The organism is Candidatus Accumulibacter aalborgensis (assembly GCF_900089955.1).
In the GTDB taxonomy this organism is placed as follows: Bacteria; Pseudomonadota; Gammaproteobacteria; order Burkholderiales; family Rhodocyclaceae; genus Accumulibacter; species Accumulibacter aalborgensis.
Map to the genome: position 1 here is coordinate 19,305 of NZ_FLQX01000120.1, position 16,199 is coordinate 35,503.

Below are 16,199 nucleotides of genomic sequence, written 5' to 3' on the forward strand. Positions count from 1 at the left end.
GTCCTGGGAGGTCAACGATGCGCATTCTTGTACTCGGAGCGGGTGGGATCGGTGGCTATTTTGGTGCCAGGATTCACGATGCGGGCGGCGACGTGACCTTTCTGACGCGTCCGGCCAGGGCGGCGCAGTTGCGCACCAACGGGCTGAAGGTTTTCAGCCCCTGTGGCGATACGCAGATAAGTCCCAAAGTCGTGACACAGGGCGAACAGGGCGATCCCTTCGACGTCATCATGCTGTCGTGCAAGTCCTATGATCTGGACTCGGCGATGGCAGCCATCGCGCCGGCCATGAACCAGCAGAGCATTATCCTGCCTCTATTGAACGGCGTCCTGCACATAGATACGCTGGCTGCCCGCTTCGGCCCGGAGCGAGTGCTTGGTGGGGTGGCGTTCATCTCGGTCATGCTGGCGCCGACCGGCGAGATTCAACACCTCAACAAGCTGCACCGGCTGATCACTGGTTCTCGTACGCCACAGCCCTCGCAATGGCTGCAGCCGCTGGCGCAACTGCTCGCCTCGTCGGCGATCGACTTTGCGCTGACCGACGACATTGAACAGGCAATGTGGGACAAGATCGTTTTCTTGTCCACCCTGGCCGGCTCGACGTGCACCCTGCGCGCCAGTATTGGCGACATTCTGCAGACGGTGGCTGGCGAGGCGTTCATTACTGGCCTGTTGGCGGAATGTGCCGCGGTGGCGGCGGCCTTTGGTCATCCGGTGGCCGAAACGCAGTTGGCTGCCTATCGCAAGCCATTGACCGAAAAGGGGTCGGCGCTGATGGCGTCAATGCTGCGCGACATCGAGCGCGGCGGTGCCACCGAGGCGGATCACATTCTCGGCGACATGGTTTGCCACGCGAACGCTGAGGGCATCAATGTACCACTTCTCGAGCTCGCCTATTCGCATCTGCAAGCCTACGACTTTCGCCGCAGGGCGTGGTCATCGAACTGACGCCCGTCAAGGCCGTACCCCCATGGGGTGCTGTCGGCCGCGCGGCGGCCAACTCGCGGGGCGATAGTCGATGATCGCCAGGCGATGGCTTCTCGCCCTTCTCTTGATGACGCTGGCACCGTTTGTCCAAGGACAGATTTCACTCCCCAAACAACTGACCGGAGTGGTCAAGCCGGAAGCCGTGGTGGCCACAGCGACCGCACCGGTCGCTGATGAGGCGCGCGCGCAGGCCGAGGCACAGCTCGCCGAGGCACGTCGCAAGCAGGAAGAAGGACTGCTGGAAAGTGGCGCCAGTTCGCTAGCCGATGGCGTGCCGGCCAGCGATCGCCAGCGTCTCCTCGGTCGTCTCGTCGTCGCCTACAGCGATCGCCTGCAAGTTCTCGACGAACTGGAAAAGCTGAAGCAGTCGCGGTCCGAGAGTTCGATTCAGCCGGCACTGACGGCCGACTTCGCCGGCCCGCCGCCGTATTCTGCGCTGCGCGTTGATCTGCTGCGCGACCAGCAGGATGCAACTAGCGATCGTCTGCAGGCCCTGATTTTGGCCGAGCGCGCGCTGGAGTCACAGAAGGCGACTGTGCTCGACACGCAGCGGCGGGCCAGCGAGGGGGTCCGTCTGGCCGAGGACAAACTCGCTCGCGGCAAAGGCGAGCCAGAGCGTCTGAACCGGGATCTGGCAGCGCTGCGCGTGCAACTGGCCGGCGCGGAACTGACCACGATCGACCTCGGACTGGAAAAAGTTCGTCTGGAAATGAATGGCTTGCGGACGACCAACGACGAGCTGCAACGCTTGCTGGCCCGGGTCCTGCCAGAACAGCGTCTGAGCAAGGAAGACTTCGAGCAGCAACAAGCCCTGCTGCAAAACAGTCTGGCCAAGGTGTCGGCAGAAATCGATCGCCTAGTGGCTGACAACACGCGGCGTACGGTGGAGCGCGAACGACTGGCCAAGCTGGCCAGGTCGACCAAGCTGGCGTCGCCCGGCGGCAGCAGCAGCGCTGACCAGGCTCGGCGGCTGCAACTGCTAGACGACAGGCTGGAAACTGATCGTATCGCCATGATGACCTTGACCTGGTTGCAGACGCTGCTTCAGGCTGCGGGCGACGCCTGGGCGCAGCGCTACGTTGCCTTCCATTCCGAAGATCCCAAGACCCGCCAAACAGTGATCTTGGCGCTGAGCCGGACAAGGATGGAGCTGGAAAGTCGCAAGCAACTGGTGCATGAACTGCAGAAGGCAGGGCGAGTGTTGGTCAGGCAGCAGGAGTTGCGCGTCGACGCCGCTTCGCTCGATACCGATCTCTCCGCGCACGAAGCCGCCGTCCTGGAGGCGCTGAAGCAACGCCTGCAAGGATTGCAGCGCGTGGACGTGGCCAGCACGCGGCTGGAGCGCCAACTCCAGCGCTGGCTCGACGATTTTGGCTTCGAGGGCAAGACCGCGAGCAGCGAAAACTGGCAGCTCGGCGCCCTGCAATTGGGCCAGACGCTGAAGCACGTCTGGGATTTCGAGATGTTTGCCGTAGAGGAAGCGACGGTCGTCGACGGCAAGACGGTCACCGTCACCTACGGTGTTACGGTCGGCAAGAGCATCGGAGCGCTGCTTCTATTCGTCGTCGGTTACGGGCTGTTCTCGCTACTCTCACGGCGGCTGCAAAAGATCATGGTCAGCCGCTTCGGGGTCAACGAACAGATGGCCAGCGTGATTCGCCGCTGGGCGATGATCTCGCTGGCCGTGGTGCTGGTCATTTTCATTCTCAATCTGGCGCGCATTCCGCTGACCGTCTTCGCCTTCCTGGGCGGTGCGCTGGCCATCGGCATCGGCTTCGGCACCCAGACGATCATCAAGAACGTGATCAGCGGCATCATCATTCTCTTCGAACGCAAAATTCGCGTCGGTGACATCATCGCCCTGGGCGGAATGACCGGCCATGTCACCGCCGTCGACCTGCGGGCCTCGACGGTGCGGGGTTTCGACGGCGTCGAGGCGCTGGTGCCGAATTCCAGCTTTCTCGAAAACCAGGTCGTCAACTGGACCTATTCGAACCCGCGCATCCGGCGCGAAGTGAGGATCGGCATCGCCTACGGAGCACCCGTCCACCAGGCGGCCGAAATCATTGCTGGCTGCGCCAACGACCACGGAGAGATCCTGAAAGACCCGCCGCCCGAGGTCTTCTTCGAGGACTTCGGCGACAGCTCCTTGCTCATGGTCTTGGTCTTCTGGGTTGAACTGGGGCCGAATCTGGTTTCGCGCCGCGTCGACAGCGATCTGCGCTACGCGATGGAGAAGCGCCTGGCAACGGCGGGGATTCCGATTCCGTTTCCGCAGCGCGACCTGCACTTTGACCCATCTCGACCTCTGGCCGTACGCCTCACGCGGGCTAAGGACGACGCGGCCTGAAGGGCGTTACGAGCGACTCGCTACTCGGTAGGTGGATCGTTCGTCGTGGCCAAGCGGCTCTACCGCCGGGTTGCTCGATGCACGTAGAAGTGTATCGGCGAGGAGGTGATCAACGTCTGTCCCGAGCGGCCTACCACAGCCACTTCGAGTTGATGCTCAACCGTGTCCGCGGCAGCGTTGTGCCACTCCTTCGGGCTGATCGCGAACTGCAGTGACGAGCGGACAGTGGGCAGAACCGTGTTGTCCAGTCGGACGGCAAGCGCATCGCCGTGCCTGACGCGCAGCGCTGGTTCAATGGCCACCTGGACGGCAATGCGACCGGTATTCGAGTGAATGGTGCCGCCGTCTTGCGGCTGGATGATGCTGAGCGCCGTATAGGCCACTGGCGCCGCCACCGGGGCGGGCTCCGTCGGCGGGGCGGGTGGAGATGACATGATGTTGAGCGGAGGCAAGGGCACCTCGCGCGCTCCCTGGCTCGGCAGGTCCGAGAAGACGGGCCCCGCCTGGTCCCGAGATTGGTAGACCGCCTGCCCTGTGGCGGTCGTGGCGACCCACATCGCCAGAAGCAAGAAGGGAATCGTTCTCATCACGCATTATCCCCCGCCAGCGAAGCAACGCTCAGCGCCCGTGATGGCCGTTATGACCACTATGCCCGTGATTACCATGGTTCCCTTGGTGATCGTCCAGGGCCAGCATCTCGGCCACATCGGGTTCGTTCTTCTCGAGGTCCTTGAGCAGTCCTTCATCGGAGAGGTCGAGGGGATGCGAGTTTTCCCAGTCGTGGTGGGCCACCCCCTGCATGCGCTTGATCACCGCTTCGTCGCTGACTTCGATCGCCAGTTCGCGGCGCGTGTCGAAGCTGCCAGGAGCAAGGTTGATCGACCCGATGATCACCCGCTTGCTGTCGGCCAGCATCACCTTGGCATGAAGCTTGAGCCCGTGTAGCCGGTGCACCTTGGCACCGAGATCCTGCAGGATGCGCAGCCCCTCGACGCCTTCAACCAGCTTGCCCTTCTTGAGAAAATGAGCTGGGCGTGCCAGCACCTGCAGCTTGACGCCGCGGCGCGTAGCGCGCACCAGACGCTCGATGATCACTTCGTCCTGGTAGCGTTCGTTCTGGAGGAAAAGGGATTCCTGCGCGGCGTCGATGAAGCGCGCCACCCGATTGCGCCCGTTGATGTTGCACCAGATCAGATGTGAGTCCTCGCCCGGATCGAACTTCTCGCGATTCCAGTCGGCATCGAAGCACTGCACGACCTCGTCGACCTCATGCCGGTGCGAGGTGACGACGGCGAAATCACGCGTTTCGGTGAGATTCTTCGTCTCCCAGTTGAGCGACTGGATGAAGGCCGTCTCGCCGTCCACGACCAGCGATTTCTCGTGCGTGATGTCGAAGGCCGGGTTGCTATCCAGCACTTCGACACCGGCGGCCTCGAGCGCCCCGCGGGTTGCCTGGTTCTCGGCCTCGCCGCTGCGCCGGGCCGGGTTGAGCATTACCCGCACCGTTACTCCTCGGCGTTGGGCGTCGATCACCGCCGCCAGCAGGCTGGGGTCCGAGAACAGAAAAATCTTGATGCGCAGCGATTGCTTCGCTGCGGCGATGGCATCGACGAAGGGCTGGCCGGTATCGTCAGGCAGGACAATGAGGGAACGGTGCATGCGAAGGAACTCCGTGGCAAAGTGGAAAAGAGAGGCAGTTGGAAGTGGGCTGCGCACCGATCATCGTATCGTATCCGTGCGCCATGCGGGCGATGAATTCGTCGGCGCTGGCCATGAGTCCCAGCAATCAGCTCCTCAGTGCCTGCTGTCCAGCGCCGGGAAGTCCGCTGCGTAACGCGCGATCCACTCTTGCGCCGCCGTTTCGCCATCCAGGGCCCGCCCTTCGTGGCGCAGCACTTCCTGACGATAGTGCTCGATCTGGCAGACTTGCTCGACCATGCGGGCGGCAAAGATGTCCTCTACTTGTGTGAAACGGATACCCACCTCGTAGTGCGAACCATGCCGACGGCACCAGACCACCGAACACGGGGCATGGAAGACCGGCGTCACCAGCGGAATGGTCACCACGACACCGGCACCGATCGTCAGCGGGCGCTCGGAGCGACACGCCAGACCGCCAAGGCTGACGTCCTTCAGCCGCCGCGGCTCGCGCTGACGCACGTCTTCCGCCTCGATCTCGATCGGTATGTCGACCGGATGCCGCAGGAAAGACCTTCCGCCAGTCTGTGCAGATTCCATGTGCCCTCCCATTCTTGCCCCCGTAATCTTGATCCAACGAGACAGGATGATGCCATTGTCAATCACTCCGAGTGGCTGCTGAACGTCCTCGCCAGCATCGCGTTCCGCACGAAGACACCGGTTTCCTGACGCGATTCCGCTAGTCCGTCCGATGTGATCCGGGACAGCGCCTCACGCCTGCGGACTGTCGATCGGTCGACCTCGAAGTCTGGGCTACGCGGCACCGGCGGAGATCCCGGGGAAAAAAAAGAATGAGCCATGTCGAGCAATTATAGAACATCTGTGTCTTGCAGAACGCCATACTCCATGGGCCCTGTGCGATGGGGTGACGGCTTGTATGATAGCCCTGAAACTTCCTCTACCTGACCGAGTGGCACCCGTTCTCCGCACTCATCAGCAAGGATCTGATCATTTGCTATTTGTTGCGCAAGGATTCGCCATGTGTCGTTTCGCTGCCAATCTCACCATGATGTATACCGAACACGCTTTCACCGACCGTTTTGCGGCGGCGGCGAAGGACGGCTTCAAAGCGGTGGAATTCCTGTTCCCGTATGAGTATGAAGCGTTCCACCTGCAGTCACTGCTCGCCGACAACGCACTGACCCAGGCGCTGTTCAACGCTCCGCCAGGGGATTGGGGGGCCGGCGAGCGAGGCCTGACTTCCTTGCCTGGGCGTGAGGACGAGTTCAAGCGCTCGATCGACAGTGCTCTGGAATACGCCTGCGTGCTCGGCAACCGGAAACTGCACGTCATGGCCGGTCTTGTCGGGCCGGAGCAGGATCGAGCCCGGCACCGCGCCGTGTACCTCGAAAATCTGGCCTACGCGGCGCGTCTCGCCCTTGCCGACGGCATTACCATCGTCATCGAGCCGATCAACACCCGCGACATTCCCGGCTTCTTTCTCAACCGACAGGATGAAGCGCAAGCGATCTGTGCCGAGGTCGCCACCGACAACCTGCAGGTACAGTTTGATCTTTATCACTGCCAGATCGTCGAAGGAGATCTGGCGACGAAACTGAAGCGCGATATGGCCCGCCCGCATGCTGGTATTGGCCACATTCAGATTGCCGGGGTACCCGACCGGCACGAACCGGATGTCGGCGAGGTCAACTATCCTTATCTGTTCGAGGTGATCGACAGGCTCGGTTATCAGGGCTGGGTGGGCTGCGAATATCGTCCGCGTGCCGGCACGTCGGAAGGATTGGCGTGGCTCAAGCCCTGGCTGTAGGTTGCCCGCCAGCGCAGCTTGCACGCCTCCTGATGGAAAAGTGGTTTTTTGCTTGCGAGCATGTTCGCCTGGCAGGAGTCAAGCCACTTTCCGCCGACGCTCGATGGCCAGACGAATCTCCGAGATGATCGCCGACACGCCGCTGATCCGTTCCGGCGGGATGTGCTCCTGCACGAAGCGGTCGAGCAGCCATCCCGAGAGCGTATCGAGCTCGTCCTCCATCTCGTCGAGGCGGCCGAGGGGAACCGATTTTGCCTCGCGCAACATCGCCGGCAGGCGGGCGACCATTTTTTGTGTCTCCTCGGCACGATGTCGGCGCCAAAGCGTGCTTACCCCGAAAGCCATGGAGCCAAGAATACCGCCGATGATCGAAATATTGAAAAGCTGGGTCATCGCCTGTTCAAAAAGGCTCTCCTGCGCACCGTCAAGGTAGGCTGCTGCACCTGGATGGACTGGCAGGACGCCTTTCTTGTCCGTATCCGGCGCTTCAATCTCACCGGCGGTCGGCACCGTGGCGGCAAGCTTGGCCCGGGTCGCCAACAGCAGGCGCGTAATCTCCCCCGCGACATAGTTCAGCATCGAACTTCTCGCTACCAGACGAACCGTGACCCCTACCGTGGTCACCTCTTCGCCGGGAATGGCGGGCGCCACGACAAACGCGCCCTGCGGGATATCCACCTCCTCATAAACAGGATTTCGCGCGGCAATCGCTTTGGCTTCCTCCAGATCCAGGAACCTGGGCGGTTTCCTGGTCGCCTTGGCGATGGCTTTCACAGCCTCGGTAATCGCCCCTGGTCCGTCTGGCGCCATCGCAAAGACCGCCGCTACTCGCTTGTCCCGTAGCAGTGCACCGACCTCTGCCGCCGATGTCTTGACCATATTGCTCGGCTCGAGACCATAGAGTTCCATGACCGTCGTGAGGAGCGGATCTCCCTCTGAGGTACCCTCAAGAACGGCAATCCTCTTGCCCACCAGATCGTTCATTGCCTTGACCGACGACTGGGCGGGAACCATGATCACCAGCGGAATCCGTCTGACGATGACGATCGTTCCGCCGCTCGCCGCGGCGGGGTCATCGCTTCTGACGATGGCGAGGTCGACGTCTCCGTTCTGGAGGGCCTCAGCGCTTTTCTGCAGGCTGACGGTCTCCTCCAGGGCCAGGCGCAGGCGGGGGCGTTCTTGCTCCATCTCGTGTTTGAATGCTTCCAGGAACTTCTGCCAGTCACTCCCGATGGGACCGGTCGCCACGCGGATCGTATAGCTGGCCGAGAACACCCAGGGGTACCAGGCCCAGGCGACCGCGGTCGCTCCGGCGGCGAGGAGCAGGAAGCCGGCAATTGCGATGGTTCTAACCATCCTGGGAGTCAATCTTCATTGGCATCGCTTGTTGAGTTCACGAGGCAGCCTCTCAGCGGCCGGCATCGAACCGGTATACGGCCTCCAGCATGCGCCGCAGGGCCTCGTCGAGGACGCTGGGGGTGGCGGCGAAATTCAGGCGAACGAAACCGGGGGCGCCAAAATCCGCGCCGTCCGACAGGCCGACGCCGTGCTGCTCGAACCAGTGCGCCGCGTTGCCGACCTTGGCGGTCAAACGGCGCCCGTCGATCCAGGTCAGGTAAGTGGCCTCGGGATGACTGTGCGGCAGGGACATTGCGTCGAGCGCCGCCGAAACCTGGTCCCGTTGGCTGCGCAGCCTGGCCAGCAGCGCCTGCCGCCACGGCTCCCCGTCGCGCAGAGCGGCCTGCAGCGCCGTGAAACCGAAGCAGCAGGGAGCGGGCACCAGGCGCTGCATCACGGCGCGGAAGCGACGGCGCAAGGCGGCGTCCGGAATGATCGCCCAGGCGATTCCCAACCCGGCAAGGTTGAAGACTTTTCCTGGCCCATGCAGGGTGATGCTGCGCGCCAGATCAGCCGGTGAACGCTCGGCGAGGACGCGCGCGAAGGGCACATGCGGCGTGCTGCCGTCGAGGATGAGGTCGCAATGGACCTCATCCGAACAAACGCAAAGATCGTGGTGAACACAGAAATCGGCCAGCGCATCGAGGTCGGCACGGGTGAACAAGCTGCCCACGGGATTATGCGGGTGACAGAGCAGCAACAGGCGCGTGTCCGGCAAGCAGGCCGCTTCGAGGCGAGCGAAGTCGATGTGGTAGCGCAGGTCGCCGCGCGCAAGGGCGGCTTCGTCGATGGTCAGGGGCACTTCCAGCGTGCGTCTCCCCTGCATCGGCGCTGCACTCAGAAAGGGAGGATAGACCGGAGAAAAGGTCAGCACCGACCCGCCTTCACCACAGCAGGCCTTGACCGCAAGATTGATCCCGAGCACCAGACCGGACAGCCAGACGATCCACTCGGGTTCGATCTGCCAGTCGTAGTGCTGCGCGTGGTGGGCAATCAGATCACCCGCGAGATCGGCGGGTGGCGACGTGTAGCCGTAGTTGCCATGCTGCACATGCGCCATCACGGCCCGCTCTATCGCCGGCGCCACGGGGAAATCCATGTCGGCGATCCATAACGGAATCACATCGCGGCCACGATACTTTTCCCACTTGGTCGCCGACCAGCGCAGGCGGTCAAGAGGGGTATCGAAGGTCGCCGCAAGGTTCTGATTCAACGCACTCAATTCAAGCCTAGCGAGAGAATGGAGCAGATCCCCGGACTCAGCCAATTCCTCATGACGCGCATCGCCCGAGGACAAGAAATGCAAGGACACCTCCCACAGTATATTTGGCCGGGTCAACCGCCGTCAATCCGCGATTTTGTGCCGGCGGCCCGGGGACGGTGGCGGCCGGTGCGCAGTGAGAGCCGATTGACAACGGATTGACAACGGATTCGTGGGCGCATTATCCTGCGTCAGGTCCCTGGTGTGCTCAGGAAACGGCTGCCGTGGCCTGACCACCCGGTCGTTCCTTCTCGCCAACAAAATGCCATGCGTGTGTTACTCGTCGAAGACGACCCGATGATCGGCAGGAGTGTTCAGCAGGCCTTGCGCCAGGATGGCTACACGGTCGACTGGGTGCGCGATGGTCAGGGCGCCGAACTGGCTCTGGCGAACACTCTCTACGAGATGCTCCTGCTCGACATTGGACTGCCCGGCAAGTCCGGCATCGACGTTCTCGCCAGCCTGCGACGGTCGGCCAACCGCATTCCGGTTCTCATCATTACGGCGCGCGATGCCATCGCTGATCGAATCAGGGGTCTCGATGCCGGCGCTGACGACTACGTGCTGAAGCCGTTCGACCTCGACGAACTGTCTGCCCGCATGCGGGCGGTACAGCGGCGTCATGCCGGCCGCGCCGACCCGGTCATCGAACATGGCGACTTGAGAATGAATCCGGCCACCCATGAGCTGACCCAGAACGGTCGCCCGGTGGTGCTCTCGGCGCGCGAGTTTGCGCTGCTGCAGGCCTTTCTCGAACATCCGGGTGTGCCGCTGTCGCGCGCCAGACTCGAGGAAATACTCTACGGCTGGGGTGGGGAGATCGAGAGCAACGCGGTCGAGGTCTACATCCATTCCTTGCGGCGAAAGCTTGGCGCCGAGCGTATCAAGAACATCCGCGGTGTCGGCTACCTGGTGCCCGTAGCGTGATGAAATCGATCCGGCGGCAGTTGCTGGTCGCTTTGTTGTCGGCGATGACCCTGACCACGCTGCTCGGTGCGCTGGCCACCTACAAGACGGCGCGCGACGAGGCGACCGCGATGTTCGACTATCAGTTGCGCCAACTGGCGCTGTCGTTCCGCGATCAGCAGGTCCAGGATGTGCGCAGGCGGGAAGTGACCATCGACGAAGATGCGCAGGATTTCTCGATCCAGATCTGGCGGCCGGATGGAACGCGGATCTACCTCTCGCATCCGCGCAGGGAGCTCCCACACCAGGCACCTATCGGCTTTGCGACGGTGAACACCGACCACGGCAAGTGGCGTGTATTCGGCTTGCAGCAGGGAGGTCAGACGATCCAGGTGGCGCAATTGGTGCAGGTCCGCGACCACTTGGCGCTGGCTGCCGCTTTGCGCACCGTGGCGCCCTTCCTCCTCATGCTGCCGATGCTCGGAGTACTGATCTGGGTGATGGTCGGCCGCGGGCTACGACCTCTGGCCGCAGTGGCGCGAGCGGTGACGACGCGCACAGCCGTGGCACTCGATCCACTGCCCGATAACCGCGTTCCTGCCGAGGTTGTGCCGCTGGTCCTGTCGCTGAACGACCTGCTGGCCCGACTCAAGCGCGCGCTCGATGCGCAGCGCGAATTTATTGCCGACGCCGCACACGAACTACGGACACCGCTGGCGGCGCTCAGCCTGCAACTCCAGCTCGCCGAACGTGCACCCGATGCCTTATCCCGTGCCGACGCTTTTGCCGAGCTGAAGCGCGGGGTCGAACGTGCCACGCACGCCGTGCAGCAACTCCTGACCCTGGCGCGCCAGGAACCGGGCGGCGGTGACCGGCCGACGATGCCGGTCAGGCTTGACGATCTGGTGGCCAGCGTCATCGTCGACCATCAGCCACTCGCAGAAGCCAGGCGGATCGACCTCGGTATGGTGCCAACAGGTCAGCTTGCGGTCGTCGACGGTGACCAGGACGCGCTGCGCATCCTGCTTGCCAACCTGGTCAGCAATGCCGTTCGCTATACACCGCCGGGAGGAAAGATCGATGTCGCGATCGGCGAGGACAATGCAGCACCGTTCGTCGAAGTTTGCGATTCAGGCCCCGGAATTCCCCTCGAAGAGCGGGAACGCGTCTTCGACCGCTTCTATCGCCGAGCACAAAGCGACGAACCGGGCAGCGGACTCGGTCTGGCGATCGTCAAGACGATCGCCGAACGTCATCAGGCGCGTGTCCTGCTCGGCGACGCCGGCCTTGGCGGCCTGCGGGCTCGAGTCCAGTTCGGCCGTCCACCTCGGCCTTGAATCGCTGGCTGTTTAAGTCAGGTTTAAGTCACGGTTGTGTATCGTACTGCGCTGGGAAGTCAAGGGCTTCCGTTCTGGAACGAAAGAGGAGATAGTCATGCCAGGAAACGCTTTCAAAAGCAGTCTGCTCGCCGTAGCCGCGGTCGCTGCTCTGGGTGTCGGCTACGCGAAGTTCGGCGGGTCAGCGATCAGCCCTGCCGACGCGGTCGCCGCCGTCGCCGCGCCCGCTCTGGCCGCACCCACGGTCAGAGCACCAACCGTGCTGCCCGACTTCAGCGCCATCGTCGAGCGCGCCGGTCCGGCGGTGGTCAATATCAGCGTTAGCGGCCCATCGAAGACAGCGACGTCGATCGACCCGAACGACCCCCGCTTCGAATTCTTCCGTCACTTCGGGATACCGTCACCGCGCGACGGGGCACCGGCACACGGCATGGGGTCGGGCTTCATCGTCAGCGAAGACGGGCTGATCCTGACCAACGCCCATGTGGTCGACGGTGCCGACGAAGTCACCGTCAAGCTGACCGACAAGCGTGAATTCAAAGCCAAGGTAGTCGGGCTCGACAAGGTGACCGATGTCGCCGTCCTGCGCATCCAGGCGACCAATCTGCCGGTCGTTCGCCTGGGCGACCCGTCGCGGGCACGCGTCGGTGAATGGGTCCTCGCCATCGGCTCGCCATTTGGCTTCGAGAACAGCGTCACGGCGGGAATCGTCTCGGCCAAGTCGCGGTCGCTGGCCAGCGACAGCTACGTCCCTTTCATCCAGACCGATGTGGCGGTCAATCCCGGAAATTCGGGTGGTCCCCTGCTCAACATGGACGGCGAGGCGATCGGTATCAACTCGCAAATCTACAGCCGCAGTGGTGGTTACCAGGGTGTCTCGTTCGCCATCCCGATCGACGTGGCGATCAACGTACAGGAGCAGTTGGTTCAGCACGGCAAGGTCAGCCACGGTCGCCTGGGAGTCACCATTCAGGAGGTCTCACAGTCGCTGGCCGCGTCGTTCGGACTAAAGGGCTCGGCTGGTGCACTGATCAGCTCGGTTGAAAAGGGCAGCCCGGCGGCGGCAGCCGGTCTCGAAGCGGGTGACATCATCCTGAAGCTGAACGATACCGAGATCGGGCGCTCGTCCGACCTGCCGCCGATGATCGCTGCCATGAAGCCGGGAACGAAGGTCAAGCTGCAGATATGGCGCAAGGGAGCGAGTCAGGAAGTCGCGCTTTCGGTCGGCGAGATTCCAGCCGCCAGGCTCGCCTCAAGTCGCAGTGGCGAAGCCGACAAGTCTCGTCTCGGTCTCGCTCTGCGTTCGTTGACCCCGCAAGAGCGCGGACAAGCCGAGAATCCGGATGGTCTGCTGGTTGAAAGCGCCACCGGACCCGCGGCGCGGGCCGGCATCCAGCCTGGCGACATCATCGTCTCGCTCAATGGCCAGCCGGTGCGCGATGTGTCGCAACTGCGCGCCCTGCTCGATAAAGCCGGCAAGAGTGTGGCGCTGCTCATCGAGCGTGACAACGCGAGGATCTTCGTTCCGGTGGAACTCGGTTGATCGCTGCTCGTCGCTCGCCGGTTCCAGTTCCGGCGAGCGCGGCGCCAGGCGCGGCCGCTTTTTCCCAGAAAATGATGGAGGCGCAGCAATGATCGACGCCCTGTTCGACCTTCTTGGTGTTTTCTATCAAAGTGGAAGTCTGGAGCAGGCCGAGTGGATCGCGCGCAGCATCATGCAGGCGATCCCCGATGACATCGTCTCGCTGCAGTTTCTCGGTCTGCTCTATTATCGGACCCAGCGTCATCACGAGGCCATGCAGGCGTTCAGCACCGCCGATGGCCAGCGACAGCTTTGTCGGCCTGCCGACCAGGACGATGACAGCCTGCAGGCGTCGGCACAGTGCCTGCGCGCGGCGAGCGGGCGAGGATCGACACTGGCTGGCGCGTGGTACGACCTGGGCGTGTTGCTGTTCCGCCTGGGCCATTGTCAGCCGGCGATAGACGCCTTGCAGGCGGCACTTTCCGCCCGGCCCGATTTTCCGCTCGCTCAGCGCGCGCTGGCGCGAGTTGCACAGCGTTGCCGCCGGGATGGCTTGCGTCCGACTGGACCGGAGCACACGCAGCATCGGCTGCCCACTGATGCCCACTGATGCCCAGGGCAACTGAGTCAGGGTAAGCCGCGTCACGGTATCCTCAGGGGTGGCGTGGATATAAGGATGGAGACCCGGCGAGCGACATAGTGCTGTACGACTCACCCACGATTGGAAGCCCCGGCCATGAATACTCGACGACTCCTGCTGATTGCTGCTCTGGCTGCTCTGCTGCTGGCTTTTTTCGGACTTGACCTCGGGCGCTTCCTGAGCCTCGACTATTTCAAGAGCCAGCAGGCAGCGATCGAGGCGTCGCGGGCCGCGCAACCGATCAGGGCGGCGCTGGTCTTCTTCGTCGTTTACGTGGCGGTGACTGGGCTTTCGCTCCCCGGTGCTGCCGTGATGACCCTCGTCGGGGGCGCGGTTTTCGGCCTCTTCTGGGGCCTGGCTCTGGTCTCTTTTGCCTCTTCCATCGGCGCCACGCTGGCCTTCCTGGCTTCGCGCTTCCTGCTGCGCGACTGGGTTCAGAAGCGCTTTGGCGACCGCTTGCGGGCGATCAACACGGGCATCGAGAAGGAAGGTGGCTTCTATCTGTTCACCTTGCGTCTGGTGCCGGTTTTTCCCTTCTTCGTCATCAACCTGCTGATGGGCCTGACGCCGATCAGAACGCGAACCTTCTACTCGGTGAGCCAGATCGGCATGCTCGCCGGGACACTGGTCTATGTGAATGCCGGCACGCAGTTGGCGAAGGTCGCTTCGCTGGCCGGGATTCTCTCGCCGGGCCTGCTCGGATCCTTCGTTCTGCTCGGCATCTTTCCGCTGATCGCCAAGAAGGTTGTCGAGGGTCTGGCCGCCAGGAAGGTCTACTCGGGATGGCAGAAACCGGTGCGCTATGACCGCAACCTCCTTGTCATCGGCGCTGGCTCGGCTGGGCTGGTCACCGCTTACATTGCGGCGGCGGTCAAAGCCAGGGTGACGCTGATCGAAAAGCACAAGCTTGGCGGCGACTGCCTGAATACCGGCTGCGTGCCCTCGAAGGCGCTGATCCGCTCGGCCAAGCTCCTGTCACACATCCAGCGCGCGCCGGAATTCGGAATTCGCAGCGCGCACGCAGAGTTCGACTTTGCCGAAGTGATGGAACGTGTACAGCGGGTGATCAGGACCGTCGAACCGCACGATTCGGCCGAACGCTATACCGGACTGGGCGTCGAGGTGATCGCAGGCAGCGCGAAGATTGTTTCCCCCTGGGAAGTGGAGATCGTCCGCAACGGCGGCGAGCGCGAGCGCCTCAGCGCGCGCAGCATCGTCATCGCCACCGGTGCCCGCCCCTTCGTGCCGCCGATCCCGGGAATCGACGAGGTCGGCTACTTGACCTCCGATACCGTCTGGGAGCTGCGCCAACTGCCACGCCGGCTGCTGGTTCTCGGCGGGGGCCCAATCGGTTGCGAGCTGACGCAGGCCTTCGCGCGTTGCGGCGCCAGCGTGACGCAGGTGCAGCACGGGTCCCGGATCATGGTTCGCGAGGACCCGGAAGTGTCGGAACTGGTCATGCAGCGTTTTCGTGCCGAAGGAATTGCCGTGCTCGTCAATCATGAGGCACGGGAGTTCGTCATCGAGGACGGGGAGAAACTGCTGATTGCCGAACATCAGGGCGAGAAGGTGCGAATTCCCTTCGACGCGCTACTGGTGGCCGTCGGCCGGGTGGGCAACATCGCCGGTTACGGCCTCGAAGAACTGGGCATCGCTGCGGGCCGCACGATAGAAACGAACGACTTCCTGCAGACGAAGTATCCGAACATCTACGCCGCCGGCGACGTCGCCGGGCCCTTCCAGTTCACGCACACCGCTGCGCATCAAGCCTGGTACGCGGCGGTCAACGCGCTCTTCGACCCCTTCCGGAAGTTCCGCGCCGATTACTCGGTGATCCCCTGGTGCACCTTCGTCGAACCCGAGGTAGCACGCGTCGGCATCAACGAGATAGAGGCGCGCGAGCGCCAGATCGCGTACGAAGTGACGGTCTACGGCATCGACGATCTCGACCGGGCGATCGCCGACAGCGAAGCGCATGGGTTCATCAAGGTCCTGACCGTTCCGGGCAAGGACAAGATCCTCGGGGTCACCATCGTCGGCGAGCACGCCGGCGATCTGATTGCCGAATTCGTGCTGGCCATGCGGGCGGGTATCGGCCTGAACCGGATTCTTGGCACCATCCACATCTATCCGACACTCGCCGAAGCCAACAAGTACGTTGCCGGCAACTGGAAGAAAGCCCATGCGCCGCAGAAACTGCTCGCCTGGGTCGCCCGCTTCCACGCCTGGCGGCTCGGTTAGAAGCGAGTTCGACCGAAGGCGGCGGACAGGGAGGACGGGGATGCGGGGGATGCGGTGCAATGCGCTTCGCCTATTGCACCCTACGGGTC

General features: G+C 63.0%; 13 protein-coding genes. 8 read left to right on the top strand and 5 right to left on the bottom strand.

Translation table 11 applies throughout. The annotated features are described in order from the left end of the window. Positions 1 to 17 precede the first annotated feature (17 nt). Positions 18 to 950: a 2-dehydropantoate 2-reductase gene (gene panE / locus ACCAA_RS13045; RefSeq protein ID WP_186407684.1), complete on the top strand. Its 933-nt coding sequence runs from the start codon at positions 18 to 20 to the stop codon at positions 948 to 950. Between the two features lie 70 nt (positions 951 to 1,020). Next, positions 1,021 to 3,339 carry a mechanosensitive ion channel domain-containing protein gene (locus ACCAA_RS13050; protein ID WP_186407685.1) on the top strand — a complete coding sequence of 773 codons (2,319 nt, stop codon included), beginning with the start codon at positions 1,021 to 1,023 and terminating at the stop codon, positions 3,337 to 3,339. 59 nt (positions 3,340 to 3,398) lie between these two features. On the opposite strand, the gene ACCAA_RS13055 is transcribed toward ACCAA_RS13050, so the two are convergent. From ACCAA_RS13055 to ACCAA_RS13065, 3 genes are all read right to left on the bottom strand, one after another. Continuing rightward, positions 3,399 to 3,926, bottom strand: coding sequence for a hypothetical protein (locus ACCAA_RS13055; protein ID WP_186407686.1), 528 nt, complete (start codon positions 3,924 to 3,926; stop codon positions 3,399 to 3,401). Between the two features lie 31 nt (positions 3,927 to 3,957). After that, the gene (locus ACCAA_RS13060; RefSeq protein WP_186407687.1) at positions 3,958 to 4,998 is read right to left on the bottom strand and encodes a phospholipase D-like domain-containing protein; all 1,041 of its coding nucleotides are present in this window, start codon (positions 4,996 to 4,998) and stop codon (positions 3,958 to 3,960) included. A 135-nt stretch (positions 4,999 to 5,133) separates the two neighbouring features. Beyond that, positions 5,134 to 5,577: a PilZ domain-containing protein gene (locus ACCAA_RS13065; protein WP_186407688.1), complete on the bottom strand. Its 444-nt coding sequence runs from the start codon at positions 5,575 to 5,577 to the stop codon at positions 5,134 to 5,136. 439 nt (positions 5,578 to 6,016) lie between these two features. Here ACCAA_RS13065 and otnI point away from each other — a divergent pair, with 439 nt between their 5' ends. Continuing rightward, a complete protein-coding gene (otnI, locus tag ACCAA_RS13075; RefSeq protein ID WP_186407690.1) occupies positions 6,017 to 6,805 on the top strand; it encodes a 2-oxo-tetronate isomerase in 789 nt (262 codons plus the stop codon). A gap of 78 nt (positions 6,806 to 6,883) precedes the next feature. Here the strand turns inward: otnI and ACCAA_RS13080 are convergent, their stop codons facing one another. Together ACCAA_RS13080 and ACCAA_RS13085 are read right to left on the bottom strand one after the other, a co-directional pair. Then, positions 6,884 to 8,161, bottom strand: a complete 1,278-nt coding sequence (locus ACCAA_RS13080) for a TAXI family TRAP transporter solute-binding subunit (RefSeq protein ID WP_186407691.1) — start codon at positions 8,159 to 8,161, stop codon at positions 6,884 to 6,886. Positions 8,162 to 8,213: 52 nt separating this feature from the next. Then, the gene (locus tag ACCAA_RS13085) at positions 8,214 to 9,416 is read right to left on the bottom strand and encodes a MalY/PatB family protein (protein WP_186407692.1); all 1,203 of its coding nucleotides are present in this window, start codon (positions 9,414 to 9,416) and stop codon (positions 8,214 to 8,216) included. Positions 9,417 to 9,731: 315 nt separating this feature from the next. On the opposite strand from ACCAA_RS13085, the gene ACCAA_RS13090 reads away from it, so the two are divergent. The 5 genes from ACCAA_RS13090 (at position 9,732) to ACCAA_RS13110 (ending at position 16,110) form a co-directional block, all read left to right on the top strand. Continuing rightward, positions 9,732 to 10,391 (top strand): response regulator, encoded by a 660-nt coding sequence (locus tag ACCAA_RS13090; protein ID WP_186407693.1) that lies wholly within the window; start codon positions 9,732 to 9,734, stop codon positions 10,389 to 10,391. Then, positions 10,391 to 11,707, top strand: coding sequence for an ATP-binding protein (locus tag ACCAA_RS13095; protein WP_186407714.1), 1,317 nt, complete (start codon positions 10,391 to 10,393; stop codon positions 11,705 to 11,707). Before ACCAA_RS13090 ends, ACCAA_RS13095 begins: the two co-directional genes overlap by 1 nt. A gap of 97 nt (positions 11,708 to 11,804) precedes the next feature. After that, the gene (locus ACCAA_RS13100; protein ID WP_186407694.1) at positions 11,805 to 13,250 is read left to right on the top strand and encodes a DegQ family serine endoprotease; all 1,446 of its coding nucleotides are present in this window, start codon (positions 11,805 to 11,807) and stop codon (positions 13,248 to 13,250) included. Between the two features lie 88 nt (positions 13,251 to 13,338). Continuing rightward, complete coding sequence (locus tag ACCAA_RS13105; protein WP_186407695.1) at positions 13,339 to 13,839, top strand: tetratricopeptide repeat protein; 501 nt, start codon at positions 13,339 to 13,341, stop codon at positions 13,837 to 13,839. Positions 13,840 to 13,965: 126 nt separating this feature from the next. Beyond that, a complete protein-coding gene (locus ACCAA_RS13110) occupies positions 13,966 to 16,110 on the top strand; it encodes an FAD-dependent oxidoreductase (RefSeq protein WP_186407696.1) in 2,145 nt (714 codons plus the stop codon). Positions 16,111 to 16,199 lie beyond the last annotated feature (89 nt).

Coding starts and splice junctions, on each gene's coding strand:
- panE (WP_186407684.1), top strand. CDS start 18: ATGCGCATTCTTGTACTCGGAGCGGGTGGGATCGGTGGCTATTTTGGT.
- ACCAA_RS13050 (WP_186407685.1), top strand. CDS start 1,021: ATGATCGCCAGGCGATGGCTTCTCGCCCTTCTCTTGATGACGCTGGCA.
- ACCAA_RS13055 (WP_186407686.1), bottom strand. CDS start 3,926: ATGAGAACGATTCCCTTCTTGCTTCTGGCGATGTGGGTCGCCACGACC.
- ACCAA_RS13060 (WP_186407687.1), bottom strand. CDS start 4,998: ATGCACCGTTCCCTCATTGTCCTGCCTGACGATACCGGCCAGCCCTTC.
- ACCAA_RS13065 (WP_186407688.1), bottom strand. CDS start 5,577: ATGGAATCTGCACAGACTGGCGGAAGGTCTTTCCTGCGGCATCCGGTC.
- otnI (WP_186407690.1), top strand. CDS start 6,017: ATGTGTCGTTTCGCTGCCAATCTCACCATGATGTATACCGAACACGCT.
- ACCAA_RS13080 (WP_186407691.1), bottom strand. CDS start 8,161: ATGGTTAGAACCATCGCAATTGCCGGCTTCCTGCTCCTCGCCGCCGGA.
- ACCAA_RS13090 (WP_186407693.1), top strand. CDS start 9,732: ATGCGTGTGTTACTCGTCGAAGACGACCCGATGATCGGCAGGAGTGTT.
- ACCAA_RS13095 (WP_186407714.1), top strand. CDS start 10,391: ATGAAATCGATCCGGCGGCAGTTGCTGGTCGCTTTGTTGTCGGCGATG.
- ACCAA_RS13100 (WP_186407694.1), top strand. CDS start 11,805: ATGCCAGGAAACGCTTTCAAAAGCAGTCTGCTCGCCGTAGCCGCGGTC.
- ACCAA_RS13105 (WP_186407695.1), top strand. CDS start 13,339: ATGATCGACGCCCTGTTCGACCTTCTTGGTGTTTTCTATCAAAGTGGA.
- ACCAA_RS13110 (WP_186407696.1), top strand. CDS start 13,966: ATGAATACTCGACGACTCCTGCTGATTGCTGCTCTGGCTGCTCTGCTG.